The 23,531-nt window shown below is 61.3% G+C and carries 21 protein-coding genes; 10 read left to right on the forward strand and 11 right to left on the reverse strand.

Annotated elements, in window-relative coordinates:
- Positions 1-166: 166 nt before the first annotated feature.
- The 4 genes from AB3X99_RS16600 to AB3X99_RS16615 all read left to right on the forward strand — a co-directional run bounded on the left by AB3X99_RS16600 (position 167) and on the right by AB3X99_RS16615 (position 3,797).
- Entirely contained in the window at positions 167-1,141 is a 975-nt protein-coding gene (locus tag AB3X99_RS16600) for a cysteine synthase A (protein WP_069262086.1), read from the forward strand.
- A 61-nt stretch (positions 1,142-1,202) separates the two neighbouring features.
- Positions 1,203-1,406, forward strand: a complete 204-nt coding sequence (locus AB3X99_RS16605) for a hypothetical protein (protein ID WP_069262085.1) — start codon at positions 1,203-1,205, stop codon at positions 1,404-1,406.
- Positions 1,407-1,425: 19 nt separating this feature from the next.
- Positions 1,426-2,925, forward strand: a complete 1,500-nt coding sequence (glnA, locus tag AB3X99_RS16610; RefSeq protein WP_368617540.1) for a type I glutamate--ammonia ligase — start codon at positions 1,426-1,428, stop codon at positions 2,923-2,925.
- Between the two features lie 134 nt (positions 2,926-3,059).
- Complete coding sequence (locus tag AB3X99_RS16615) at positions 3,060-3,797, forward strand: BON domain-containing protein (protein WP_368617541.1); 738 nt, start codon at positions 3,060-3,062, stop codon at positions 3,795-3,797.
- A gap of 220 nt (positions 3,798-4,017) precedes the next feature.
- On the opposite strand, the gene AB3X99_RS16620 is transcribed toward AB3X99_RS16615, so the two are convergent.
- The 3 genes from AB3X99_RS16620 to AB3X99_RS16630 form a co-directional block, all read right to left on the reverse strand.
- Positions 4,018-5,547 carry a SulP family inorganic anion transporter gene (locus AB3X99_RS16620; protein WP_368617542.1) on the reverse strand — a complete coding sequence of 510 codons (1,530 nt, stop codon included), beginning with the start codon at positions 5,545-5,547 and terminating at the stop codon, positions 4,018-4,020.
- A gap of 72 nt (positions 5,548-5,619) precedes the next feature.
- Positions 5,620-6,279 (reverse strand): carbonic anhydrase, encoded by a 660-nt coding sequence (locus tag AB3X99_RS16625; protein ID WP_342948121.1) that lies wholly within the window; start codon positions 6,277-6,279, stop codon positions 5,620-5,622.
- 251 nt (positions 6,280-6,530) lie between these two features.
- On the reverse strand, positions 6,531-7,295 hold the full coding sequence (locus tag AB3X99_RS16630; RefSeq protein ID WP_368617543.1) for a class I SAM-dependent methyltransferase: 765 nt from the start codon (positions 7,293-7,295) through the stop codon (positions 6,531-6,533).
- 442 nt (positions 7,296-7,737) lie between these two features.
- Here AB3X99_RS16630 and AB3X99_RS16635 point away from each other — a divergent pair, with 442 nt between their 5' ends.
- Positions 7,738-7,944, forward strand: a complete 207-nt coding sequence (locus tag AB3X99_RS16635; protein ID WP_028204535.1) for a hypothetical protein — start codon at positions 7,738-7,740, stop codon at positions 7,942-7,944.
- A 99-nt stretch (positions 7,945-8,043) separates the two neighbouring features.
- On the opposite strand, the gene AB3X99_RS16640 is transcribed toward AB3X99_RS16635, so the two are convergent.
- Together AB3X99_RS16640 and AB3X99_RS16645 are read right to left on the reverse strand one after the other, a co-directional pair.
- Positions 8,044-8,427: an ATP-dependent protease gene (locus tag AB3X99_RS16640; protein ID WP_368617544.1), complete on the reverse strand. Its 384-nt coding sequence runs from the start codon at positions 8,425-8,427 to the stop codon at positions 8,044-8,046.
- A 140-nt stretch (positions 8,428-8,567) separates the two neighbouring features.
- Entirely contained in the window at positions 8,568-10,094 is a 1,527-nt protein-coding gene (locus AB3X99_RS16645) for an FAD-dependent oxidoreductase (RefSeq protein ID WP_368617545.1), read from the reverse strand.
- 314 nt (positions 10,095-10,408) lie between these two features.
- Here AB3X99_RS16645 and AB3X99_RS16650 point away from each other — a divergent pair, with 314 nt between their 5' ends.
- The 3 genes from AB3X99_RS16650 to AB3X99_RS16660 are packed head-to-tail and all read left to right on the forward strand — an operon-like array spanning position 10,409 to position 16,240.
- Positions 10,409-11,986, forward strand: a complete 1,578-nt coding sequence (locus AB3X99_RS16650) for an efflux transporter outer membrane subunit (RefSeq protein ID WP_368617546.1) — start codon at positions 10,409-10,411, stop codon at positions 11,984-11,986.
- Positions 11,987-12,023: 37 nt separating this feature from the next.
- Positions 12,024-13,175, forward strand: coding sequence for an efflux RND transporter periplasmic adaptor subunit (locus tag AB3X99_RS16655; RefSeq protein WP_368617547.1), 1,152 nt, complete (start codon positions 12,024-12,026; stop codon positions 13,173-13,175).
- Between the two features lie 11 nt (positions 13,176-13,186).
- On the forward strand, positions 13,187-16,240 hold the full coding sequence (locus tag AB3X99_RS16660; protein ID WP_368617548.1) for an efflux RND transporter permease subunit: 3,054 nt from the start codon (positions 13,187-13,189) through the stop codon (positions 16,238-16,240).
- A 15-nt stretch (positions 16,241-16,255) separates the two neighbouring features.
- On the opposite strand, the gene AB3X99_RS16665 is transcribed toward AB3X99_RS16660, so the two are convergent.
- The 5 genes from AB3X99_RS16665 to AB3X99_RS16685 form a co-directional block, all read right to left on the reverse strand.
- Positions 16,256-16,420, reverse strand: a complete 165-nt coding sequence (locus AB3X99_RS16665) for a zinc ribbon domain-containing protein (protein ID WP_083245053.1) — start codon at positions 16,418-16,420, stop codon at positions 16,256-16,258.
- A gap of 537 nt (positions 16,421-16,957) precedes the next feature.
- Positions 16,958-17,647, reverse strand: coding sequence for a hypothetical protein (locus tag AB3X99_RS16670; protein WP_368603122.1), 690 nt, complete (start codon positions 17,645-17,647; stop codon positions 16,958-16,960).
- A 100-nt stretch (positions 17,648-17,747) separates the two neighbouring features.
- The gene (locus tag AB3X99_RS16675) at positions 17,748-18,404 is read right to left on the reverse strand and encodes a hypothetical protein (protein ID WP_368617549.1); all 657 of its coding nucleotides are present in this window, start codon (positions 18,402-18,404) and stop codon (positions 17,748-17,750) included.
- 94 nt (positions 18,405-18,498) lie between these two features.
- Positions 18,499-19,203, reverse strand: a complete 705-nt coding sequence (phoU, locus tag AB3X99_RS16680; protein ID WP_069262412.1) for a phosphate signaling complex protein PhoU — start codon at positions 19,201-19,203, stop codon at positions 18,499-18,501.
- A 425-nt stretch (positions 19,204-19,628) separates the two neighbouring features.
- Complete coding sequence (locus AB3X99_RS16685; RefSeq protein WP_069262072.1) at positions 19,629-19,856, reverse strand: hypothetical protein; 228 nt, start codon at positions 19,854-19,856, stop codon at positions 19,629-19,631.
- Positions 19,857-20,226: 370 nt separating this feature from the next.
- On the opposite strand from AB3X99_RS16685, the gene AB3X99_RS16690 reads away from it, so the two are divergent.
- Both AB3X99_RS16690 and phaP read left to right on the forward strand, forming a co-directional pair.
- On the forward strand, positions 20,227-20,424 hold the full coding sequence (locus AB3X99_RS16690; RefSeq protein WP_069262071.1) for a hypothetical protein: 198 nt from the start codon (positions 20,227-20,229) through the stop codon (positions 20,422-20,424).
- Positions 20,425-20,548: 124 nt separating this feature from the next.
- Positions 20,549-21,082 carry a TIGR01841 family phasin gene (gene phaP / locus AB3X99_RS16695; RefSeq protein ID WP_368617550.1) on the forward strand — a complete coding sequence of 178 codons (534 nt, stop codon included), beginning with the start codon at positions 20,549-20,551 and terminating at the stop codon, positions 21,080-21,082.
- 162 nt (positions 21,083-21,244) lie between these two features.
- On the opposite strand, the gene AB3X99_RS16700 is transcribed toward phaP, so the two are convergent.
- On the reverse strand, positions 21,245-23,371 hold the full coding sequence (locus tag AB3X99_RS16700; RefSeq protein ID WP_368617588.1) for a penicillin-binding protein 1A: 2,127 nt from the start codon (positions 23,369-23,371) through the stop codon (positions 21,245-21,247).
- Positions 23,372-23,531 lie beyond the last annotated feature (160 nt).

Below are 23,531 nucleotides of genomic sequence, written 5' to 3' on the forward strand. Positions count from 1 at the left end.
GGCGTGCCCTGATCGTTGGCAAGCTTTTTGCAAGTGAGTCGGCGTATCCCCTTCCCGGTCATCTTCATCGACTGCCCTCAAACGTCGGGAAGTGCGTCGGATCTTTGCCTATCCTTCCAGTGTGAGAGTGGCCTGATGCCAGGCTTGCGATTGCAGGGGGAAGGATATGCATGTTCGGACGGGTTTTGTCGGGTGCGTAGGCGACACGCCGCTGATCAGGCTCGCTCGTCTTAGCGACGAAACCGGCTGCGAGATTCTCGGTAAGGCCGAATTCATGAACCCGGGTGGTTCGGTGAAGGACCGGGCGGCGCTGTCCATTATTCTGGACGCCGAGCAACGTGGCGAACTTAGGCCCGGCGGCACGGTAGTGGAAGGGACTGCGGGCAATACCGGCATCGGCCTTGCCCATATTTGCGCGGCTCGCGGCTATCGGTGTGTCATCGTTATTCCCGAGACCCAGTCTCCCGCGAAAATGGAACTGTTGCGCGTCCTGGGTGCGGAAGTCCACCCGGTACCGGCCGCCCCCTACAAGGACCCGAACAACTACCAGAAGATCGCCGGAAGGCTCGCGGAGGAACTGGACGACGCGATCTGGGCGAACCAGTTCGACAACCTTGCCAATCGCAAGGCTCACTACGAGACCACCGGCCCAGAAATCTGGCGCGATACCGCTGGCACGGTCGATGCGTTCGTCAGCGCGACCGGTACTGGCGGCACCCTCGCCGGGGTGGCCCGCTTCCTGAAGGAGAAGAACCGCGATCTGTGGATCGTTCTCGCCGACCCGTACGGCAGCGGCTTGTACAGTTACGTGAAGACGGGCGAGATTCACGCGGAAGGCAGCTCGATTACCGAGGGGATCGGCTCCAGCCGCCTTACCGCGAACCTCGACGGCACGCCGATCGATGACGCTTATCAGATCGACGACCAGTCATGCGTCACCATGGTCTACCGATTGCTGCGCGAAGAAGGGCTCTATGTCGGCGGTTCGACAGGCATCAACGTCGCGGCTGCTGTCAGGCTTTCCCGGGAGATGGGGCCGGGGCATACGATCGTCACACTGCTGTGCGACGGCGGCGAGTTGTACCGCTCCCGCCTTTTCAATCTGGACTGGTTGAAACAAAGGGGCCTGGTCCCGGCGTAGACTGCCCGTCAAGTCTGGCGTCACCCATGTTCCCCTTGTGTTTATCTCGTGAGGAGGTCAAATGAGCACCAAGGACAAAGGCAACGTGCGCGCATTCGTGCAGACGGCCGAGCAGATCGGCGGTTGGGTGTGGGTTATCTCGCTCGTCGATTTCGATGCGCGCGAAGTGCGGCGCTCGCTCGTCGCCGAAGAGCCCTTTGCGACGGAGCGCGCGGCGAAAGACGCGGGCTACGCCCGTCTCGAAGCGCTCGCACACGATCAGTAGCTGCGCAGGGAGAGTCCCCATGGCCAGTCCACGAGGTGCGCCGGCGTTCGATGTAACCGTCGACGCCGGCAGTTATCGTGTCGCGCGTCCTGATAACCCGCAACAGGTTATCGAACTACTGCGCGAACACAAGATTCAGATCGTCGACCTCAAATTCACGGATCTGCCCGGTCTCTGGCAGCACTTTTCGATCACGCTGCCCGAGGTGCACGAAGACCTCTTTGCCAACGGGATCGGTTTCGACGGTTCGTCGATCCGCGGATTTCAGGAAATTCAGGAATCCGACATGCTTCTCAAGCCGGATCCCACGACCACGTTCATCGATCACGTGAGCGAAACGCCCACGCTCTCGATGATCTGCGACGTGATCGATCCGGTGTTGCATCAGCCGTACTCGCGCGACCCGCGCTACATCGCGAAGAAGGCCGAAGCCTACCTGAAGCAGACCGGCATGGCGACGACGTGCTATTTCGGGCCCGAGCTCGAGTTCTTCATATTCGATTCGATCCGTTTTGGCCAGGATGCCCATAGCGGCTACTTCTTTGTCGAATCTGCCGAAGGGGACTGGAATTCGGGCCGCGACGAAGGCGCGTATGGCGGCGGCAACCTCGGTTACAAGCCTCGCTTCAAGGAAGGATATTTCCCGGCGCCGCCGCACGACACACTGCAGGACATCCGCTCGACGATCGTGTTGTTGCTTCAACAGGCCGGCGTGCAGGTGGAAGTGCATCACCACGAGGTGGCGACAGCGGGGCAGAACGAAATCGACATGCGGTTTTCCACGCTTACGCGGATGGCCGACAACGTCATGATCTACAAGTACATCTGCAAGAACGTCGCGCGCCAGCACGGCAAGGTGGCGACGTTTATGCCGAAGCCGCTCTTCGCCGACAATGCGAGCGGCATGCACTGCCATCAAAGCCTGTGGAAGGACGACGAGAATCTGTTCTACGATGCGCATGGTTGGGCGCTTACGTCTGACATGTGTCGATGGTATATCGGCGGCCTGCTTAAGCATGCGCCAGCGCTGATGGCGTTCTGCGCTCCGACCACGAACTCCTACAAGCGCCTCGTGCCCGGATATGAAGCGCCGGTGAATCTGGCGATGTCACAACGCAACCGCTCGGCGGCCGCGCGCATTCCGATGTACTCCGATTCGCCGAACGCGCGGCGCGTCGAGTTCCGGTGTCCCGATCCGTCGGCCAATGCGTATCTCGCCTTCTCAGCGATGCTGATGGCCGGGCTCGACGGCATCGAAAACAGGACAGACCCAGGCGATCCGCTTGACGTCAACATTTACGACTTGCCGCCCGAGAAAGCGAAGGACGTCCGTCAGGTGCCGGGTTCGCTTGACGAATCGCTGAATGCGCTCGAGGCCGACAACGAGTTTCTGCGCAGAGGCGATGTCTTCACTGAAGATGTCATCGATACGTGGCTTGAGTACAAGCGCAAGCATGAGATCGACGCAATCAGGCTGCGTCCGCATCCGTGGGAGTTTTATTTGTACTTCGACGTCTGATCACACGTGCAACGCTGAGGGGAAGGATGGGCGCAATAACTATAATGAATTGGGCGGCGCCCGCCTCGCGTGACGCGTTTTGTACTGCGGGGCTTCGAGGGGGCTGCTTCGTTCCCCTTTGCGCGAGGCAAATCATGCAACGCCCTGATGCGATCCTCAAGCAGGTGATGGCGGCGTTCGAACGCGAATCGCACCTGAAACTCCACAATTCCCCGATTCACATCAGCCGCGATAGCGGTGCCTTGACGGTTGCAGGCGAAGTGCCGGACGTAGCGTCCAAGAAGCGGTTTATTCAGTTGACCCGGACTTACAGCGACGGCGAACCCCTCATTGACCGACTGCGCGTCAGCGCTGAGCCGCCGATTGGCGACGGCGAGTTGCGCACGCGGATCTGCGAACGGATTTTGCGAACGGTGGAGTTCCGCAACTGTGTGATATGTGCGCGCGTGAAAGACCAGCTCGAAATGCTGCGCGGCACCATGGACCAGGCCGGCGAGGAGGGCGGCGGCGTTGTGGAGGTCACCGTGGAAGGTGGCGTCGTGACGTTGACGGGCCAGGTGATGAGCCTGTCGCATCGACGGCTCGCAAGCGTGATCGCGTGGTGGGTCGGCGGGTGCCGGGACGTGACGAATCTGCTGGAGTTGGTGCCGGCCGAAGCGGACGGCGACGAAGAGATTCACGAGGCCCTCGCTCTCGTGCTCGAATCCGATCCGCGCGTTCACGCTGAACAAATCACAATCAACGTGGAGAGCAAGCGGATTACGCTTGCGGGGCGTGTAGCGACCGAAGCTGAGAGGCGCCGGGCAGAGATGGATGCGTGGTGTCTGGACACCGTAGGAGGTGTGGTCAACCGGATCGAGGTGCGCGCCTGAGTGTGAGTCGTCGCCATCGCGAATTTCCCCGGCATCGGGCGATCACAGGATCTGATAGCCGCATGGTGGCTGTGCGCGTACCTGCGGGTCATGGCGCTGCTCACTGCTGGGCAGCAAGCAGTTCGGCGGCAGCGGTCGGCTTCCCGAGGAAGCACCCAAAACCCAATGGCGCGTTCCGGGCTGTCCGCCATGCACCCCTCAGGCATCGCTGGGCGAGCGCTCAAATGCCCGAGCGAGTCGCAGGCGGTAGCACGGCTGCCGCATGGCGGACTTCCACCGCGATCGACCGCAACGGAGCTTCGGCAATGAAACGGTCGAGCAGTTCGCGCACATCGTAATCGATGTAATCGGCGCGCGAGGTGTCGACAATCACTGTCGCGCGATCCGGGATATGAGCGAGCATCTGCTTGAGCGGCACCTTGCCTAAAAAAGATACGTCCTTGCGAAAGGAGACCAGGAAATGATCGTCGTGCCGCGCGAGCGCGATCGGCCGATGCAGATTCGCCCACAGCGCGAGCCCCGCGCTGCACAGCACGCCGAGCATGATCCCCGTGAGGAGGTCGGTGGCGAGCACGCTGGCGATCGTAACGATGAATGGCGCGAACGGCGCCGCGCCTTGTTTCGCGAGCGCGACGAACAACGAAGGTTTGGCGAGCTTGAGGCCGGTGTGAATGAGGATGGCCGCAAGACTCGCGAGCGGAATCATGTTGATCACGTCGGTGAGTGCAAACACGCTGACGAGTAGCAGCACGCCGTGCACGATCGCAGAGAGCCGGCTTTGCGCGCCGGCATGCACGTTTGCCGAGCTGCGCACGATGACCGAAGTAATGGGTAGTCCGCCGATCGCGCCGGCGACGATATTGCCGACCCCTTGCGCCTTGAGTTCACGGTTGGGCGGCGCGGCGCGCCGCTGCGGGTCGATCTGTTCGACCGCTTCGAGGCTCAGCAGCGTCTCGAGACTTGCAACGATGGCGAGCGTCAGGGCGACGATCCAGATCTCCGGGTCGGCAAAGCGCGCGACGCTCAGCTCGAATTCACCGAACTGAAGAGCGTCGCCGAGGGCCGCAAATGATTCGATGGCAGGCAGTGCCACGCGTTGTTCGACCGGCAACGCGAATGCCGAGCCGAGCGAGCCACAAACCAGCGTCGCGCTCACGCCCGCAAGCACGACGACGAGCGGTGCGGGCACGAGCCGCACCAATGTGAAGCGTCGCAATGCGCGTGTTTCCCAACCCGCGAGAATGGCGAGCGAGATCACAGTGACCATGCATACGATGGGCGAGATCGACTCGAGCGCGTGAGTGAGAGACCCGGTCTCGTTGCCCGACGTCAGTCCGAGCGCGAGCGGGATCTGCTTGATGACCAGCATCAGGCCAATGGCGGCGAGCATGCCCTTGATGACGGGTGTGGGCACATACGAGGCGAGCCGCCCGGCTTTGAGCATGCCAAAGCCGAACTGCAGCACACCGGCGAGCAGCACGGCAATCAGGAATGCAGAGAAACTGCCGAGGCGCGCGATGCCATCCACGACGATCACGACGAGGCCAGCGGCGGGGCCGCTCACGCTCAGCCGCGAGCCGCTGAGCGCGGCGACGACGATGCCGCCGACAATACCGGAAACGAGGCCGGCCAACGGCTCGGCCCCAGAAGCCCTTGCAATGCCGAGGCATAGCGGCAGAGCGACGAGAAAGACGACGGTGCCGGCGGCGAGGTCACGCGCAAGCGCGGACAGTGAAGCTTTCGAAGTCATGATGGAAGCGGGTAGAAAAGAAGGGTGGAGGACTCGACGGCGGCGGTCCTGACGCGACTTGAGGCGTGCGCCTCAAGCGTGCGTGGGCTGTGCAATGCGCAATGGATTAGCACAGGCCGCGGCGGTTGCTTTCGCTGATTCAACGTCGTAGCCCGACGCGAGTTCACGCAGCTGGCCGTCGTTCAGCGAAAAGATCCAGCCGTGCACGAGCGGCGCAGGTTCGCCCTCACGTACGAGCGGATGCTCGCGCAGCAGGCGCACCTGTTCGATCACGTTCAGTTCGGCAAGGCGGTTGATGCGTGCCTCTTCCGATGGCAGGCGCGCCAGCGTCGAGCGGTGCGTTTGCGCGAGCGCGCAAAGCGGCTCGATGCGACGGTTCACATGGGGCAGGGCGTCGGCGGGCGGTAGCAGCGAGGCGCGTACGCCGCCGCAGCCGTAGTGTCCGCAAACGATGATGTGCGCGACTCGCAGCACACGCAGCGCGTATTCGAGCACGCTCATGTTGTTGTCATCGTCGGGATGGAAAAGGTTCGCGATATTGCGGTGAACGAACAAGTCTCCGGGCGCGCAGTGCGTGACGCTTTCGGCGGGCACGCGGCTGTCGGAGCAGCCGATCCACAGCACCTGGGGCTTTTGCCCTGTGGCAAGCGTGCTGAAGAATTGTGGATCGCGCCGGGCGATTTCCTGTGCCCAGGCGACGTTGGCAACGAGCATACGTTTCGGCAGATTCATGGGTCGAGGCTCCGTTGAAGGTGGCGGCTTCGCTCAATCCTTACGTATACCTTTCTATCAGAAATCAGCCTGTCGGTTTTGAAAAATAAATCGGAACAATGCGCGGCGAATATAAAAAAACAGCCCCGCAACGCTCGAGATCCCGCTCGTCGAGTCGAATGTTCGGCAGCCTGCTGAGACGGAGGAGCCACTCACGTCACCCCTACGCCTCGCGCAGGCAACGCTTGCCGATGAAGAATCGCCTGGATGGGTCATGTCGCCGCCCCGTCGCGTGGCCCGGTATCCATTTTCTCCATGCGGAACATGAAAATGTTTGACATCGAAGGCGCGTTAAGGACAACGACGCGGTCTATCAAGTGGGCAATGAAGCGAAGTCGGCGCGGAAAAAACGTATCCCACTGGACGCTCGGGATCAGGAAGAAGTCGATTTTCGATACTGGAAGATCAAGCTTTTCGATTGCTTTTAGGACTTTCGTAGCGTTGCAAAGCCGGTAATAGGCGGGATAATCGTTTGCCTGTGGAGCGATTGACCGGCGGTAGAGATACTTTATCCCGAGCGCCTGCATGATCCGCACGATGACAGTGAACGGGTTTCTCGCGTTAGGCGACATTGACCAATACACGCCGCCGGGTTTGAGCACCTCGATCGTTTTGGCGAGAAACGAAGTCTCGTTGACGACATGCTCTACAACGTTATAGGAATAGGCGAGGTCGTACGTGTTCGACGGAACGGGGATTTCCTCCATGGCACATGTCCACCGCTGCCTGATCAATGGATGGGGTTGAACAACGGGGAACGGATCGACGCCATCAACTTCCCCAAGGACATGCTGGATCCTGCTGATGGTTGGGTTGGTGCCGTGACCACATCCGATGTCGAGTACATGGCAGGATATTCCGGGCTCCGCTGCGAGACGAGTGGCGTAGTACTCCTGAAAGAATGATCGATTAGCGTCGTAATGTTCGAATTTACGATTGCAATCAACATAATGATATGAAATCGTAATATGGCTCATTTCGACCTCTGAATGGCGGAATGACGTGCTGGCGACGAAGATGTCGGCAAACTTTCCGGGAGGAAGGGATTTAAATCACGATCTCAACAATAGGACACATATGCGAAAACGGCGGTGATATTTATTTATTTTCGTGGGCGAGTTGAAAATATAGATGATGGCGGAGCCAAAGTTCGAAAACCGTGGATAGAAAGCTGATTTGGCTGGTTTGCGAAGGTCTATATATCGCTGGAAAACCGACGATCAAATGTCCGTGCAACGGTGTAGATCATTGGCCGTTGTGGCTCGTCGCGACGACGGTTGCGACCGCTGGCCGATTGAGCGCATGATGGGTGATCGCGGCTTGTGGCTGTGCTCGTACCGCAGGTGGCAGCACGCCCTGGCGCGGCGGCGATATCCGGAGCGGTGAAAAAACGCACGGCAGCGACACAAGGAGCTGGCGATGAAATTCTATGCGCGTGAGTATGAAGGGCGGCTGGAAGTGTTTAGCTTCGACGGTGTGTATCGAATTCGCATCGCTCAGTTGTGCGGCGCGGCAAAAACAGCGTTCGCCGACACCGTCCAGCTATGGATAGGTGACGGCGTATCAGCAGACGAAGCCGTTGCGCGAGAAGCCGAGTCGTTGGCTCGATTAATTAACGAATATTAGAAAACGACAGGTTGCGGTGGGCCTGGGAACGAGCGGTCGCTCATGACGCTTTCATGGGCGCATCCAGCACGACTTGCAAGCCCGTTGGCAAGGCAATGCTCAGAGATCTCCACGGACCTCACCGGTTCCCAACTCGCTCCGGTGCCGGTTGACCTCCGCCCAAAGCTCATCGCTGTCGTCATTGCGAAGCAGGACTACCCAGTCCAGTTGTTCGTCGGCCACGCCGAAGTATTCCTGGATTTCCCGGCGAACGGCATCGATGAACTGCGCGTATTCCGGAGTTGCCTGGGCCTGCGCGTGCAAGGCATCGTATGCCGCATCGTCCGCGCCGCCGCCGTGCTCGTCGATGTAGCGCGAGATCCACTGGTCCCGCTCGCGGTCGTAGTCGGCTTCGGCACGCATCGCCTGCACCGCCGTGTAGAAGTCCAGTTGGGCAAACGCGGCGATCGCCGCCGTTGTTGCCTCGTCGAATGTAGATGTCATCGCCTATCTCATGGTTGCCGTGGCGCATCATCGCACAGGCCGTAACAGGGCGTGTGCCGCGAACTCGTCAACCATGCCGTCCCAGGTAGATGACGGGAGGGCTCACTTGAGGGGGCGTCCGTTGGCGATTCGCTCCCGCGTCAACGGAAATCGTGCTCCATCTCGACCTCTGCCCGCAGACTCTCTGTATCGCGATAAATAGAGGCTACGGCGACGACGCGCCCGTCTCGCTTGTAGCGCAGGAGGCAGTCGCGCGCTGCAATATCGCCGTCAACTGAAATCTCGTCCCAGTTGTCCGCGTGCCCGAGATAGTTGATCGGGACATCGTAGTGCTGGCTCCAGAAGAATGGCACGGCGTCGAACGTCTCACGTCCGCCAATCAAGTTCATCGCCGCCGTTTGTCCCTGGCGCTGCGCGACGACCCAGTGCTCCACGCGAATTGCCGTGCCACTGTGCGGGTCGGGCCAGCGTGCGATGTCGCCGGCAGCGAAGACGCCAGGCGCGCTGGTCTGCAGGCAGGCATCGACCACCACGCCGCGGTCGATCGCGAGGCCGGCTTGCTCGGCCAATGCCAGTCGCGGCCGCACGCCGACGCCGACCACCACCAGATCGGCCTCCAGGCTGCCGCCCGCTTTGAGCGATACCTGCCGCGCGTCGATCGCGCTGGCGGTGTTCCCGAGGTGGAAGACGACGCCGTGTTCTTCATGCAACCGCTGCACGAATTCACCCATCTGTGGCCCCAGCACACGTTCCATCGGACGCTGCTCCGGCGCCACGACATGGACTTCGAGTCCACGCGCGCGCAATGACGCCGCCACTTCCAGTCCGATGAAGCTGGCTCCGATGACAACCGCGCGCCGCGAGTTCTCCGCGCGAGCGATGATGGCGCGGGAATCGGCCAATGTGCGAAGGGTATGCACATGCGGCAAATCCATGCCGGGAATAGGCAAGCGAACCGCTTCGGCCCCGGTGGCTAAAAGCAGACGGTCGTAGGGGACCTTGCTCCCATCCGCAAGCTCCACTTCCTGCGCGGCGATGTGAAGACGCGAGACACCGGTGTTCAGCCGCAGATCGATGCGTTGGTCTGCGTAAAAAGCATCGTCTCGAAGCGGCACCCACTCCTCAGGCGCGCTGCCGGCCAAATAGTCTTTGGAGAGGTTGGGCCGGTCCACCGGCGGCGCCGCGTCGTCGCTCAGCATCGTGAGACTGCCCGCGTAGCCGAGGCGCCGCAGACGCTCGGCCGCAGCAAAGCCTGCGGCCCCTGCACCGACGATCACGATCTTCTGTGGCGCTCCGGCCGACGAGGGCACGGAACCCGCGGGCGGCGCTTTTTTGTGCAGTACAACAACCTTGTCGCCCCGGATCTCGGTAGACCAGCACGCGACAGGGCTGAGCGCAGGCGCTCGCACTGCTTCCCCTGTACGCAGGCTGAAACACGCGTGGTGCCACGGGCACCGTACCGTGTCCCCGACGGTCAAGCCTTCGGCGAGTGGGCCGTGGTAGTGAGTACAGGCAGCGTCGATAGCGAAGAATTCATCACCGAGCCGCGCAATCAGCACCGCATCATTACCGACGTGCCCTGACAACAGGCCAGCTTCACCGAGGGATTCGATGGGCACGCCTTTTGCCAGATCAGGACCGCTTTCATTCGATGCCTCACCACTCATGGCGACCTCCACGGGCACGTGACCCAGCTAATCACTACCGGCGTCCTCGGCAGAGGCCGCCAGTTTCAATGTTAGTCCACGTTGATCAGAACACCGCCGCAGGCAGGACCCGACATTGCCAGAGACCAATCCGCTTGCGGAACTCTTTCAGTCATCCGAAAGCTTCGTGATTCCGGATTTCAGCTGGCATCTGCGGTGAGGCGTGGGTCCCGTGGGAAAACCGTTCGCGGGTCGCGTCAACTTGTTGTGGCATGATTTCAAACTCTGCATCTGCCGTTTCGTTCGTTTTCCGCGCAGTGAAACAAGGTGGATCGATGATCGATGACGTCAACCACGGTTTCAGTCGCAGCCGGTCGCACTGGCATTCTCGCAGTGCGTCTCACCGCCATGCAGCCGGCGACACGCTCACGCGTGCTGCATGGGGCATCGTCCTGATCGCGTTGTCCGGCTGCACGGTTGGCCCCAATTACCATACGCCCGCGCCGCCCGCTACCGGCACCTACACGTCCACGCCGCTACCCGATCAAACGGCCTCGGCGCCGGGCGCTTCGGGTGTCCCGCAACAGTTCGTGGCCGGCCTCGACATTCCCGCACAGTGGTGGACGCTCTATCATTGCGAGCCGCTCGACGCGCTGATACGCGAGGCGCTCGCCAACAGCCCCAACGTTGCCGCGGCACAAGCGGCGCTCAGGCAGGCCGGCGAAAATCTTCGCGCGCAAATGGGCACCACGCTCTATCCGTCAGTCGATGCAAAGGCCAATGCCACGCGTGAGAAGTTCAACGGCGTCACGTTCGGCGAGCCGCAGCTCACGGAACTGCTGAACCTCTATAACGCATCGGTGAACGTGTCGTACAACCTCGATGTGTTCGGCGGCGGAAGGCGCGAGCTCGAGTCGTTGCGCTCGCAGGTCGATTACCAGGGCTTTCAGTTGCAAGCGGCGTATCTCGCGTTGTCCGCGAACATCGTGACGGCGGCCATCAAGGAAGCGTCGCTGCGGGAGCAGATCGAAGCGACCGCGCGCATCGCCGACGACGAAGACGCGCAGCTCGGCATCATGCGCAAGCAGCTCGAACTGGGCGGCGTGAGCCGCGCAACGGTGCTTGCACAGGAAACGCTGGTGGCGCAGACGCGCGCGACATTGCCGCCGTTGCATCAGTCGCTCGACCAGACGCGTCACCAGCTCGCGGTCCTGGCGGGCAAGCCGCCGAGCGATGCGGACGTGCCCGAGTTCCGGATGTCGATGTTCACGCTGCCGCAAACGTTGCCCGTCAGCGTGCCGTCTTCGCTCGTGCGGCAGCGCCCCGATATTCTCGCCGCCGACGCCACGCTGCATCAGGCGAGCGCCCAGGTCGGCGTGGCGACGGCGAACATGTATCCACAGCTCACGCTCTCCGCGAGTTACGGCCCCGAGGCGCTGACGCCCGCGGGCCTTCTTAAGTACGCCGACATGATCTGGAGCATCGGCGCAGGCATCACGCAGCCGATCTTTCACGGCGGCCAGTTGAGTGCGCAAAAGCGCGCGGCAGAAGCGGCATTCGACGAGGCCAACGCGCAATACCGCCAAACGGTGCTGCTCGCATTCCAGAACGTCGCCGATACGTTACGCGCGCTGGAGCACGATGCGACCGGCCTGAGCGCGCAGACGCAAGCATGGCGCGCTGCCAGCGATTCGCTCGACCTGACGCGCGGTCAGTTTCGTATCGGCGGCGTCAGCTATCTGGCGCTGCTCGATGCACAGCGCCAATACCAGCAGACGGTTGTGAATCTCGCGCAGGCGCGGGCCGCGCGCTATGCAGACACGGCAGCGCTGTTTCAGGCGCTCGGCGGCGGCTGGTGGAGCGACACGGCGACGAGCCAGGCAGCCCAGCCGCGTCCGGCTGCGCCGAAATGAATCCTTTTGCAGTGGCCACCCCGGCCAGGACATGACGATGACGACGAAGAAGCCGATGGCAAAGCGGATGATCATCATGCTGATCTGCGTGGGCATACTGCTCGCCGCGCTGGTCGGCTTCAATCTGTTCAGGGCGCACATGATCCAGAAGTTCATGGCGAGCAACGCCGCACCGCCCGCCACCGTCACGGCCGCTATCGCAGGCTATCAAACATGGCAGCCGCAGCTTGTCGCCGTGGGCAGCCTGCGCGCGGTGCGCGGCGTCGACGTGACGACGGAAGTGGCCGGGCTTGTGCGCGAGATCGCGTTCAACTCGGGGCAGGAGGTGAAGACGGGCCAGGTGCTCGTGCGCCTGAACGACGATTCGGACCGCGCGCAGCTCGCGTCGTTGCAGGCAGCGGCGGACCTAGCGCAAACGGTCTACAAGCGCGACAAGGCGCAGTTCGACATCCAGGCGATTGCCAGGGCGCAGCTCGACGCCGACGCCGCCGACCTCAAGAGTAAGAGAGCCCAGGTCGAGCAACAGGCCGCCCTCGTCGTAAAGAAGACGATACGCGCGCCGTTCGCGGGACGCGTCGGCATCACGACGGTCAACCCCGGCCGGTACCTCAATCCGGGTGACGCCATCGTCACGCTGCAAGCCATCGACCCGATCTACGCCGACTTCTTTCTGCCGCAGCAGCAGCTCGGCCAATTGCAGGTTGGCCAGACCATCGTCGTCGATACGGATGCGTTCGGCAACCGCACGTTCGACGGCAAGATCCGCTCGATCAATCCGCGTGTGGACAGCACCACGCGCAACGTCCAGATCGAGGCGACCGTCGACAATCGCGAGCGCAAGCTGCTGCCCGGCATGTACGCGAACGTGAAGATCGATGCGGGTGGCGCGCAGCGCTATCTGACCTTGCCGCAAACGGCGATTACCTATAACCCATATGGCGCGACCGTGTTCATCGTGAAGCCCGGCGAACATAAGAACGCACAAGGCAAGATCATGCCCGTCGCGCAACAGGTGTTCGTCACGCCGGGGCCGACGCGCGGCGACCAGGTCGCGATTCTCAAGGGCATCGGCGAAGGCACGCAGGTCGTGACGAGCGGCCAGCTGAAACTGAAAAACGGCACGCCCCTTGTGATCGACAACCGCGTGCTGCCTGCGAACAGCCCGAACCCGACGCCCCAGGAACAATAGAAGAGCGCGCGATGAAATTTACCGACATCTTCATTGATCGGCCGGTCCTCGCATCGGTGGTGAGCCTGCTGATACTCGTGCTCGGCTTGCGCTCGCTTGCCGCGCTGAAGGTCAGCGAGTATCCGCAAACCGAAAACGGCGTGGTGACGATCACGACCGCATACTACGGCGCGAGCGCCGACACGATGGCGGGCTTCATCACGCAACCGCTCGAAGCCGCGATCGCACAGGCACAGGGTATCGACTACATGTCGTCGACGAGCACCACGGGTGTCTCGACGATCACCGCGACGCTGCGCCTCAACTACGACTCCAACCGCGCGCTCACGGAGATCAACACGCAGATCGCATCGGTGCGCAACCAGTTGCCGCCGCAGGCGCAACAGCCCGTGCTGACCGTGCAAGTGGGTCAAACCACCGACGCGATGTACATGGGTTTTTACAGCAACGTGCTGCCGAGCAACAACGTTACGGATTATCTGCTGCGCGTCGTGAAGCCGAAGCTCGATTCGGTCCAGGGCGTGCAGACGGCGGAAGTGCTCGGCGGCCGTCAGTTCGCGCTGCGCGCATGGCTCGACTCGAGCAGGCTCGCCGCGCACAACGTGACGGCCGCTGACGTATTCACGGCGCTCGGCAACAACAACTATCTGGCGACGCTTGGCACAACGAAAGGCCAGATGATAAGCGTCGATCTCAACGCGGGCACCGACCTGCATTCCGTCGAGGACTTCAAGAAACTCGTCGTCACGCAGAAGAACGGCGCGATCGTGCGGCTTGAAGACGTGGGGAACGTCGTGCTCGGTGCTGACAATTACGACTTCAACGTCGCGTTCAGCGGCAAGCGATCGGTGTTCATCGGCATCAAAGTGGCGCCCGATGCGAATGTGCTCGACGTCGCGAAGCGCGTGAAAACGATCTTTCCGGATCTGCAGAGGCAGTTCCCGACGGGCATGACGGGCGACATCGTCTACGACGCGACCGACTTCATCAACACGGCGATCACGGAAGTAGTGAAGACGCTCGTCGAGGCGCTGCTGATCGTCACCGTCGTGATCTTCCTTTTCCTCGGCAGTCTGCGCGCGGTGATCGTGCCGGTGATTGCGATGCCGCTCTCGCTGATCGGCACGTTCTTCGTGATGCAGGTGCTCGGCTATTCGATCAATCTGCTGACACTGCTTGCGCTCGTGCTCGCCATCGGCCTCGTCGTCGACGATGCGATCATCGTGGTCGAGAACGTCGACCGGCATATGAAGGAGGAGGGCAGGCGGCCTTTCGAAGCCGCACTGATCGCGGCGCGCGAACTCGGCGGCCCGATTCTCGCGATGACGGTCGTGCTGATCGCCGTGTACGTGCCCATCGGCTTTCAGGGCGGACTGACTGGCGCGCTGTTCACCGAGTTCGCGTTCACGCTCGCGGGCGCCGTCACGGTGTCGGGCGTGATCGCGCTGACGCTTTCGCCGATGATGTGCTCGCGTTTTTTCCGCATGGACCAGCAGTCGGGGCGCTTCCCGCGCTTCGTCGACCGGCAGTTCGAACGTGTGCATCACGGCTACCGGCGTCTGTTGCATGCGATGCTCGACACGTGGCCCGTATTCGTCGTGATGGGCGCGCTGCTCCTGTGCGGCACCGTCTATCTCTTCATGACGTCGCAAACGGAGCTCGCACCTCAGGAGGACCAGGGCATCGTTCTGTCCCAGGTCCAGGGGCCGCCGAACGCGACGATCCAGCAAATGCAGACCTACGCGGATCAGGTCTTCGACATCTCGAATCAGTTGCCCGAATACGCGCAGATGTTCCAGCTCACGGGCGTACCGACGCTGAACCAGGGTATCGGCGGCGTGCTCTTCAAGACGTGGGACAAGCGCAAGAAGGGCGCGACGCAATTACAGCAGGAATTGCAGCAGAAGTGGAACGGCATCGCGGGCGCGCGTGTCGCCGCATTTCAGTTTCCGCCCCTGCCGGGCGCGCAAGGATTGCCCGTGCAATTCGTCATCAGCACGACGGAGCCGTTCGAGAACCTCAACGAAGTCTCGCAAGCCGTGCTGCAAAAGGCGCGCGCAAGCGGCATGTTCTTCTTCGTCGACAGCGATCTGAAGATCGACAAGCCCCAAAGCGTGTTGCTCGTGGACCGCGACAAAGTCGCTTCGCTCGGGCTGACGCAAAGCGATGTCGGGCAGACGCTGGGCGCGGCGCTCGGCGGGAACTTCGTCAACTACTTTTCGATCGCTGGCCGCTCGTACAAGGTGATTCCGCAGGTGCTGCAAACGGACCGGCTGAACCCGTCGCAAGTGCTCGACTATTACTTGCGCACAGCCAATGGCAGCGTGATACCCGCATCGACGGTCACGCATCTGCAGCGCAACGTTGTGCCCGAGTCGATCAATCACTTCCAGCAGCTCAATTCGGCCACGATTTCCGGCGTGCTCGCGCCGGGCATCTCGCAGGGCGAAGTGCTCGACTTCCTGCGCAAGGCCACGACCGACGTCGCGCCGGCGGGATACACGGCCGATTATTCGGGTCTGTCGCGACAGTTCGTGCAGGAGTCCGGCGGCTTCGTGACCACGCTGCTATTGGCGACGATCATCGTGTTTCTCGCGCTCGCCGCTCAATTCGAGAGCTTTCGCGATCCGGTCGTGATTCTCGTATCGGTCCCGATGGCGCTGTTCGGCGCGCTGATCTTCATCAACGTGGGACTCACCACGCTCAACATTTACACGCAGGTGGGCCTCGTCACGCTGATGGGCCTCGTGAGCAAGCACGGCATTCTGATCGTGCAGTTCGCGAATGAACTGCAACGCGCGGGGCGCGGCAAGCGCGAGGCACTCGAAGAAGCGGCTGGCGTGCGCTTGCGGCCGATCCTGATGACGACAGCCGCGATGGTGCTGGGCGTCGTGCCGCTCGTGATCGCGTTGGGTGCGGGTGCGGCCGGCCGCAACGCAATGGGACTCGTGATCTTCACGGGGATGTCGATCGGCACGCTGTTTACGCTGTTCGTCGTGCCCGCCATGTATATGTTCCTCGCCGCGGACCACCATCGAGACAGCGAGCATCCGGAGCAGACCTGAGCAACCGAAGAGATTTCACGATTTTCTGGATGTTTTCGCCACGAATGGTGTGGGGATGTGCTGAACTTTCTCGCTGCCACACTTCGGGCAAGGCGGATGAGCGGATTGATGTTCAGCAAGATGCTCGGCATGCTCGAACATCTCACCACATTTCTCGCACCGGTACTGGTAAGTCGGCATGGTATTCCTCTAACGAGAAACCGGGCGACAACCCATTCCAGTGCAGGAAATGGGCGCGCTCTCCGGTGTCGGTCCGGTCGCAAGCTAGTGCTTGCGATGCATCCAGCTCATATGGTGCGTGTCGAGCCACTGGCTCAGGCTCTCTCCCTGGTGTTCGCGCCTGTAGCGACGGGACAGGGCCATGGCAACGACAACGAGAACCACAAGGCCAACCCAAAAACTGATCATTGACTGAGTCATGGCAGCCTCCTTCGGGAATGCGACCATGCACTGAATTCTAGTGCCGAGGCGGCGGAATTCGCCCTGAAAGTTACCGCGGCGATCACTTCCGGCCAGAGCTCGAAGCAGGGATCACGTTCACGGGACCCAATGGTATGTCTATTCCTGTTGCCTAAATGAAGCGTTTGCGAGGGCAGGGCAGCAGGGCCGTACCCCAGCCGCTCCCCCAAACATTGTCTCGTAACGGGAAGCCGTGATAGCGAGTTATGTAGTGCTTGCACCATTCAAAGGAACGGCCAACGCTTGCGTCAAGCGCTGTCACGGCGCAAGTGAATAAGCACTCAGTTCGGAAGTACGGGACAGCAGCGCCTGGTGATCGAGATACAACACGTAATCCGACTTGATGACCTTTTTAACGCTTGGCGCGTACCAGTAGGTTTCGGTGAACGGCGCATCGTACAAGCGATCAAGCTGCCTGGCGTTCACCCCATGGCTGACTATCTTGTAGGCGTCAAATGAACCAGCGGGTACCTGTATCCTCTCGAACGCAACGATCTCGTCGTGGCCGCTGACATCAATGGTTCCGATCGTGAAACGCCGGACATGATGAAAGTCCCAGTTCTTTCCCACAGTCATTGGGAAACTCAGGGTTCCATTGCTTGGCTCATACGTTGTTCCGTTGCCATCCCGCGTCAGGTTGCCCTGACTGTCGTAGTGGTTTTCCTTTTGGCGCCCACCGTTCCACGAGGACGACATCGTCGTCTGCGTCTCTGTTACTGCGACTACCGTCACAACAAGAGGAACGCCGGGCGTGGAGTCGGTTCGCCCCCATATAAAGGTCCACGTATCACCGACCTTGTAGCTCGGCGCGTCAGCCGTGGGTGTGCCGGGTGGACTTGCTGGCGGCTGCGCTGTGCACGGATTCGTCAGACACCCGAGCAACAGTGCGGCATGGCAAGAGTGCCTCGTGAGCAACGAGAGGGTTGGCGTCGCGTTGCGGACTTTCACGAGTGGCTCCCGACCGCGATGACACACGAAGACCTGGCGTCGTGAGTTGGAGATTCCTTTCATTATTGTTCTTTGTTGCATTTGTGCAGACGAAATGTTGCTATCTGCCGCTCGCGCAATGCCCTGGGCAACGATCGTCACGGTTCGGAGTCGATGACGGATTGAAAATCCATCCCGCCGGGCTAATCTCCGGGCCACCGCCATATTCCAGCCCGGCGCTGGGCGCCGATTCCGGGTTGAACTCAGCGGCCACATGAACAGGAACGGCACCGGGCTGCGAGGGCAGGTCCCGTTCGTCAGGGCGCCCCAGTAAAACATCGAGGGTTTTGGCGCGCATCGCCCAGATTTCGCAGAAGACCCCGAAAGCCTTCTGCATTGAATCGAGCGTGTCAACAGCTGTGGACTCTTGAATGCGGTGACGCCGGAGCTGGCTGACGAGCGTCTGTTGCCTGGCGAGGGCGACGGCGCTTCGGGCGACCGTGTTGCGGGCGAGCCGCTCCCATTTCCACGCGTGCAGCAATGCGGGTACGTCTGGCACGTGTTCGTAGAGCCAGTACTGACACACGGCGGCATGCGATGCGAAATCGGCACCGCGATGGCGCAGGATTTCCATCCAGCCGAGTACCTGAAATACGGGGATAAGAGTTCCCTCGGGGCCCCATAGCGTCGAGAGCAGAAAGTAGTCTGCCTGCGCTGGTGCGCCGTCCAGAAGTACCTGCGGTTCCATCGAATCAGGCAGAAATGTGTCTGTGACCATGTTTGCCCGCGTTGCGCAACGTTGAGGGTCCATTGTGTCCGAAAAAATGCGCCGTGGTGAAGTCGCCCACGGTTCAAGAAAGCCTGGCAGCCGCTCAGCTGCTGGCCTCATGCTCGAGTTGAGCCGCAGGTACATGCCGCACGTCGGTACCTTTGACGACATAGACGACGAACTCGGCGATGTTTTTAGCATGGTCCCCAATGCGCTCTATGGCTTTGGCGATGACCATGTAATCGAGCCCAGTCGAAACGACGCGCGGGTCCGCCGTCATTTCGGCAATCAGTCCGCGCGTAAACGCCCGAAACTCGTTATCGATGGCCACATCGTCCCGCACCAGATGCGCGGCTGCGGCACTATCCATTCGTGCGAACGCATCCAGCGCTCCATGAAGGAGGCTCATGGCCATCTCTGCCGAGGTTTTGATTTCGACGATTCCGATGACCGGAGCTTCGCTATTGGCCTGGATGCGACGGATGCGCTTGGCCACCTTCCGTGCTTCATCGCCAGCGCGCTCGAGATTGGTGGTGCACTTCGAGATGGCCAGCAGAAGTCGAAGATCGCGGGCTGCAGGCTGTCTGCGAGCGATGACGTTACTCACCTCTTCATCGATTTCCAGCTCCATCAGATTCAGTCGTTGCTCGCTTTCGAGCACCGCGTAGACGACGTCGGGGTCGAACGCATGCAGTAACGAAAGGGCGCGAGCGATCTGCAACTCTACGAGGCCACCCATCTCAAGGAGCCTCGTCGAAGCGAGGGTGAGGTCAGCGTCAAAACCGCTGGATAGATGTTTTTCCGGCATCATCGTCCCCTTGATGAGCCACGCGCGCGGAACTGCCAATCAAATGGACCATCCCGTGGACGCAGCGCAGACAGACATGATAGGTCCGGTCCTTGCATGCAGGCCTGTCCGGAATCCACGACTTATGGATCGCCTTAGCCGCTGAGGCGCGACGGCGTGACTGGCAAATGCAGGTCGTAGCGAGAGCTGGTTGACGGTTGTTGCGCGTGCGATCGGTAAGGCGACGCGCCGCGCTGGGCGGGAAAGCTGCAGCTTGTGCACGAATGACACGCGCATCGAGGCATATGATTGCCAGACTTGCTGGGCCATAAGTGGCTGAACTTCCTGGCAATGCGGCATACGGGTGACCCGCCAATGCAGCAGAAGAATACGAAGGTTGCGTTTTGTGGGGTCACGCCATCGGGCAGCAAGATGGAGCCGCGGCGCTAGATCTCACTGACGCAATGCTCTTCGACCCAGCCCATTGCGCGTTCGCGCGCATAGCTCAGCGCTTCGTTCTCGTCGATGAAGTTGTCGTCCAGACAGATGTCATGGACGTCATCTTCGAATGAGCCGTCTGACGCCGGGACGAAGATTCTCGCGTTCGCCACAATTCTCCCGTCATCGATGCTTGCGCTCGTGCTGATCAGGCAAGACTGAAACATGAATTGCATGGCTCGCTCCGGTAGCTTGTCGCGTGATGAAAAGCGCCTGCGCAAATGTCATGCCGCCAGTCGTCCCAGCGAGTTGGAGGTGACTTCGCCTTGCATGCGACGCATGTTCCTTTTGAAGAGACGGGCGCCGACCGCAGCGGAGGGGCGCTCTCGCTCCCGCCTCGGAAGCCTGTCCATAAAGATGCACATACGAACACCCATACATCGTGTACTTTCGGGTCGGCCCTGAATATGCTCGTACAAGCCATCTTTAAGCTTTTCTTCGCCAGGTAGACGCGACTCGAAGGAGGCGGTCGCGATCTGAAGTCGGCCAGGCTGGCAACACATGCGGCGGTAAAGACCCGCCGGTCCGGGATTCCAGGAGACACAAGTGCTGAGCCCTCACGAATTTGCGACGCTCATGCTGGTCAAGTCATCGCCCGACCAGATCGACATGGGCCGCGAGGAACTCGATACGCTGCTCGAGCAACAACTCGTAGCACTCGAGAGCCTCGCAACCGGTGCACGCTTCGCGCATGTGACGGATGAAGGCGAATCCCTGCTTCAGGCCATGACGCGAAAACGTTGACAGGCACCCGGTCGCCCCGCTTCGAGCCGGGCGCGGGATGACCGGCCGATCACATTTTTTTTCATTCCGCGCTGGCGACGCGCGGGGTCGCAGCATTTCCGCCCATTAAGGGAGACTATTGATCATGCACACCCAGGAACTGGTCGCAAGCGCTCAACGTGGCAATCTCGACGCCGTTTATGGTCTGATCAGCACGATGGTCGATGGGATCGGCAAACTCACTGAACTCAACGCACAATACATACGAGCGACACTCAAGGAGGCGTCGGAGTTGTCGCAGAACACGGTGGAGAAGCCACAGGACTGGATCGCGCTCCATGGCACGCTCGGAGCGCCAATGGCTGAGAAGGTTCAGTCCTACACTCGCGAGCTTTTGGGGATCGTGTCGTCGACGCACGCTGAACTCCTCAGCGTCGCACGGGCGGAAGGCGAAGCACGTATGCGCCGGGCGCAGACATTCGTCGAGGAAGCGACCAGAAACGCGCCTGCGGGCTCAGAGGCGGCTGTGGCTGCGTTCAACTCCGCGATTACCGCGGCCAATACGCTCTACCAGACGCTCGGGAATACGGGGCAGCAGGCGGTCGAAGTCGCGCGAAGCAACTTTAACGTGGTCGCCAATGCCGCGTCGAAGAGTGCCAGGCGCGCGAGCGCGCAGTAACAGCGACCGGCATGGCGTGAGTTGGTCTCATGGGGCGACGGGCGTGTCGATCCATGCCTGTCGGGCCTTTGATCATCGTGGCGACGTGAGTGCCAATCTATTCGTTCTGGCGCAACGGCGACGCCTTGGCCAGTCCGCAATCGACCAAATAGCTCGCGAGCATCAGAATCGCCAGAAGAGGAAATGATGGCGCGGGCGCGCATGACCTGCGTGCGACTGATTGCTCACAGGCGCAAGCTGTGCGTGCACATCAACGACACGCGCGCGCAGTGCCATGTCATAGAAAGCCCCCACCATCGGCAATGCGCCATGCGCACCTTCGCCCCAGTAGTCGTTGCGCAATGTGACGCGTGCGTCGTCGAAGCCCACCCACGCGCCGGCGACCAGTTGCGGATGGATCAGGATGAACCAGCTATCCGTGTTGTCCTGCGTCGTTCCGGTTTTGCCGGCCACGTCGGCGTGAATGCCGAAACGCGTCCTGATGTCGGAGCCAGTGCCGCGGTTGACGACGTCACGCATCGCATCGACCAGCTTGAGCGCAGCAGCGGCCGGCAGCGCCTGCTCCGGTCGTGCACCAGGGAATTCGGCGAGCATGTTGCCGTTGCGATCCTCGATACGTGTCACCATGCGCGGTTCGACATAGGCTCCCCGGTTCGCGATCGTGCAATACGCCGAGACCATCTCCTTGAGCGTGACCGGGCTCGTGCCCAGGGCAAGCGAGGGCACGGCATCAAGGGGACTTTCGCGCACGCCCATTTCACGCGCGAGTGCCGCAACCTTTGCCGGTCCCTCCCGCTGCATGAGCTGTGCAGTCACGCGATTGCGTGAGAAGGCAAGCGCATTGCGTAGTGTCATCGGGCGGCCGGTAGGGGGCTCGGGGTCAGTCGGCCGCGATACCGCATTGCCCTTCAATGCAATGGCAACGTTGCGGTCGACGATCGTGTCACCCGGTTGCGCACCATCGGCAAATGCCGCACCGTACACAAAAGCCTTGAAGGTGGAGCCGGGTTGCCGGCGCGCCTGCTGCACGTGATCGAACGGCTCGTCGCGATAGTCCCGGCTGCCGACCCATGCCTTGATGTCTCCATTGCGTGGATCGATGGCGACGAATCCGGCCTGAATCTGGGTTTTGCTGTGGCAGAGCGCATCCACAAACGCCGCATCCTGCGCAAGTTTCCTGATTGCGGCCTGGTCGGAAAGGCCGGTGTCCCGTGCGGTCCGGTACTCCGCTGTCTGTCTGATGAAGGACTGGAACAGTTCGTTCCCCGGCCAGCAGCCTGTGCGCTCGTTCCATGTGCCGCTCGCGATCCACTGCAGCTGGCCGGCCTGCCAGGCAACGGCCTGTGTCGCCATTGCCTGAAGTCGGGAGTCGATTGTGGTGTGCACCACGAGCCCGTCCGAATAGATGTTATAGCCGTTGCGATCAGCCCACGCGGTCAACCACCTGCGCAGCTGTACTGCGAAATGCGGTGCAGTGCCAATGGGCTCGGCCTGCGGTTCGAAATCGACATTGAGCGGTTGCCGGTTCAGCCGGGCATACTCAGGAGGACTGAGCTTGCCGTATTTCAACATCTGCGCAAGTACGGTATTGCGGCGTTCCAGTGCGCGCTCAGGATTGAGCACGGGGTTGTACGTGCTATTCGCCTTCAGCATGCCAACGAGCGTTGCACTCTCGAGGACATCGAGGTCTGCTGCGCGCTTTCCGAAGTAGGTGCGCGCGGCCATCTCGACGCCGTAGGCGTTGTACAGGAACGGCACGGTGTTGAGGTACGTCTCGAGGATCTGGTCCTTGCTATAGACAGATTCGATCTTGAGCGCCGTGATCGCTTCCTTGAGTTTGCGGGTCAACGTCGGTGCGCGGCCGATTTCATCGGGATACAGGTTGCGTGCCAGTTGCTGCGTGATGGTGGAGCCACCCTGCCGGGCCCCGGCAAACGTGCGCAATGCCGCCGACGGAATGCGTCTCAGGTCAATACCGTGATGCTGATAGAAGCGGCGGTCCTCGGTCGCGATCAGGGCGTCCACCACATGCGGTGAGATCTGGCTTAGCGTGACCCACTCGCGATTGACCGGCTTGAATTCCGCGAGCACGGTGCCGTCGGCGGAGAGGATCAGCGCGGGACGGTCGACGCGTGCCTTGCGGATGTCACCGAGGCGGGGTGTGAATGGAATAAGGGCCAGCGTATACGCGAGCGACAGCGCAGGCACAGCGGCAATTGTCAGTGCAATGCCGCGACGTGTCGGATGGCGCATGCTGCGCCACGTCGCAGCGATAAGGCGCGCGGTCATTGCACCGGCGCTGGCAGCAGCTGCCCGACCGGATTTCGCCCAGCGTGCGCAGCGTTCACGAAAGAGCGACACATAGGGGTGAGTCACGGTGGTTGAGCCATACACGAAACGCCGGATCGTACCAAAGCCCAGGCGGTATTCCGGCAGAAAAATGGCTCTG

It is taken from the genome of Paraburkholderia sp. BR10882, assembly GCF_040948855.1.
Classification (GTDB): Bacteria; Pseudomonadota; Gammaproteobacteria; order Burkholderiales; family Burkholderiaceae; genus Paraburkholderia; species Paraburkholderia nodosa_A.

Coding starts and splice junctions, on each gene's coding strand:
- AB3X99_RS16655 (WP_368617547.1), top strand. CDS start 12,024: ATGACGACGAAGAAGCCGATGGCAAAGCGGATGATCATCATGCTGATC.
- phoU (WP_069262412.1), bottom strand. CDS start 19,203: ATGCCGGAAAAACATCTATCCAGCGGTTTTGACGCTGACCTCACCCTC.
- AB3X99_RS16645 (WP_368617545.1), bottom strand. CDS start 10,094: ATGAGTGGTGAGGCATCGAATGAAAGCGGTCCTGATCTGGCAAAAGGC.
- AB3X99_RS16625 (WP_342948121.1), bottom strand. CDS start 6,279: ATGAATCTGCCGAAACGTATGCTCGTTGCCAACGTCGCCTGGGCACAG.
- AB3X99_RS16675 (WP_368617549.1), bottom strand. CDS start 18,404: ATGGTCACAGACACATTTCTGCCTGATTCGATGGAACCGCAGGTACTT.
- AB3X99_RS16700 (WP_368617588.1), bottom strand. CDS start 23,371: ATGACCGCGCGCCTTATCGCTGCGACGTGGCGCAGCATGCGCCATCCG.
- AB3X99_RS16620 (WP_368617542.1), bottom strand. CDS start 5,547: ATGACTTCGAAAGCTTCACTGTCCGCGCTTGCGCGTGACCTCGCCGCC.
- AB3X99_RS16615 (WP_368617541.1), top strand. CDS start 3,060: ATGCAACGCCCTGATGCGATCCTCAAGCAGGTGATGGCGGCGTTCGAA.
- AB3X99_RS16600 (WP_069262086.1), top strand. CDS start 167: ATGCATGTTCGGACGGGTTTTGTCGGGTGCGTAGGCGACACGCCGCTG.
- AB3X99_RS16630 (WP_368617543.1), bottom strand. CDS start 7,295: ATGAGCCATATTACGATTTCATATCATTATGTTGATTGCAATCGTAAA.
- AB3X99_RS16685 (WP_069262072.1), bottom strand. CDS start 19,856: ATGCAATTCATGTTTCAGTCTTGCCTGATCAGCACGAGCGCAAGCATC.
- AB3X99_RS16605 (WP_069262085.1), top strand. CDS start 1,203: ATGAGCACCAAGGACAAAGGCAACGTGCGCGCATTCGTGCAGACGGCC.
- AB3X99_RS16660 (WP_368617548.1), top strand. CDS start 13,187: ATGAAATTTACCGACATCTTCATTGATCGGCCGGTCCTCGCATCGGTG.
- glnA (WP_368617540.1), top strand. CDS start 1,426: ATGGCCAGTCCACGAGGTGCGCCGGCGTTCGATGTAACCGTCGACGCC.
- phaP (WP_368617550.1), top strand. CDS start 20,549: ATGCACACCCAGGAACTGGTCGCAAGCGCTCAACGTGGCAATCTCGAC.
- AB3X99_RS16635 (WP_028204535.1), top strand. CDS start 7,738: ATGAAATTCTATGCGCGTGAGTATGAAGGGCGGCTGGAAGTGTTTAGC.
- AB3X99_RS16650 (WP_368617546.1), top strand. CDS start 10,409: ATGATCGATGACGTCAACCACGGTTTCAGTCGCAGCCGGTCGCACTGG.
- AB3X99_RS16665 (WP_083245053.1), bottom strand. CDS start 16,420: ATGCCGACTTACCAGTACCGGTGCGAGAAATGTGGTGAGATGTTCGAG.
- AB3X99_RS16640 (WP_368617544.1), bottom strand. CDS start 8,427: ATGACATCTACATTCGACGAGGCAACAACGGCGGCGATCGCCGCGTTT.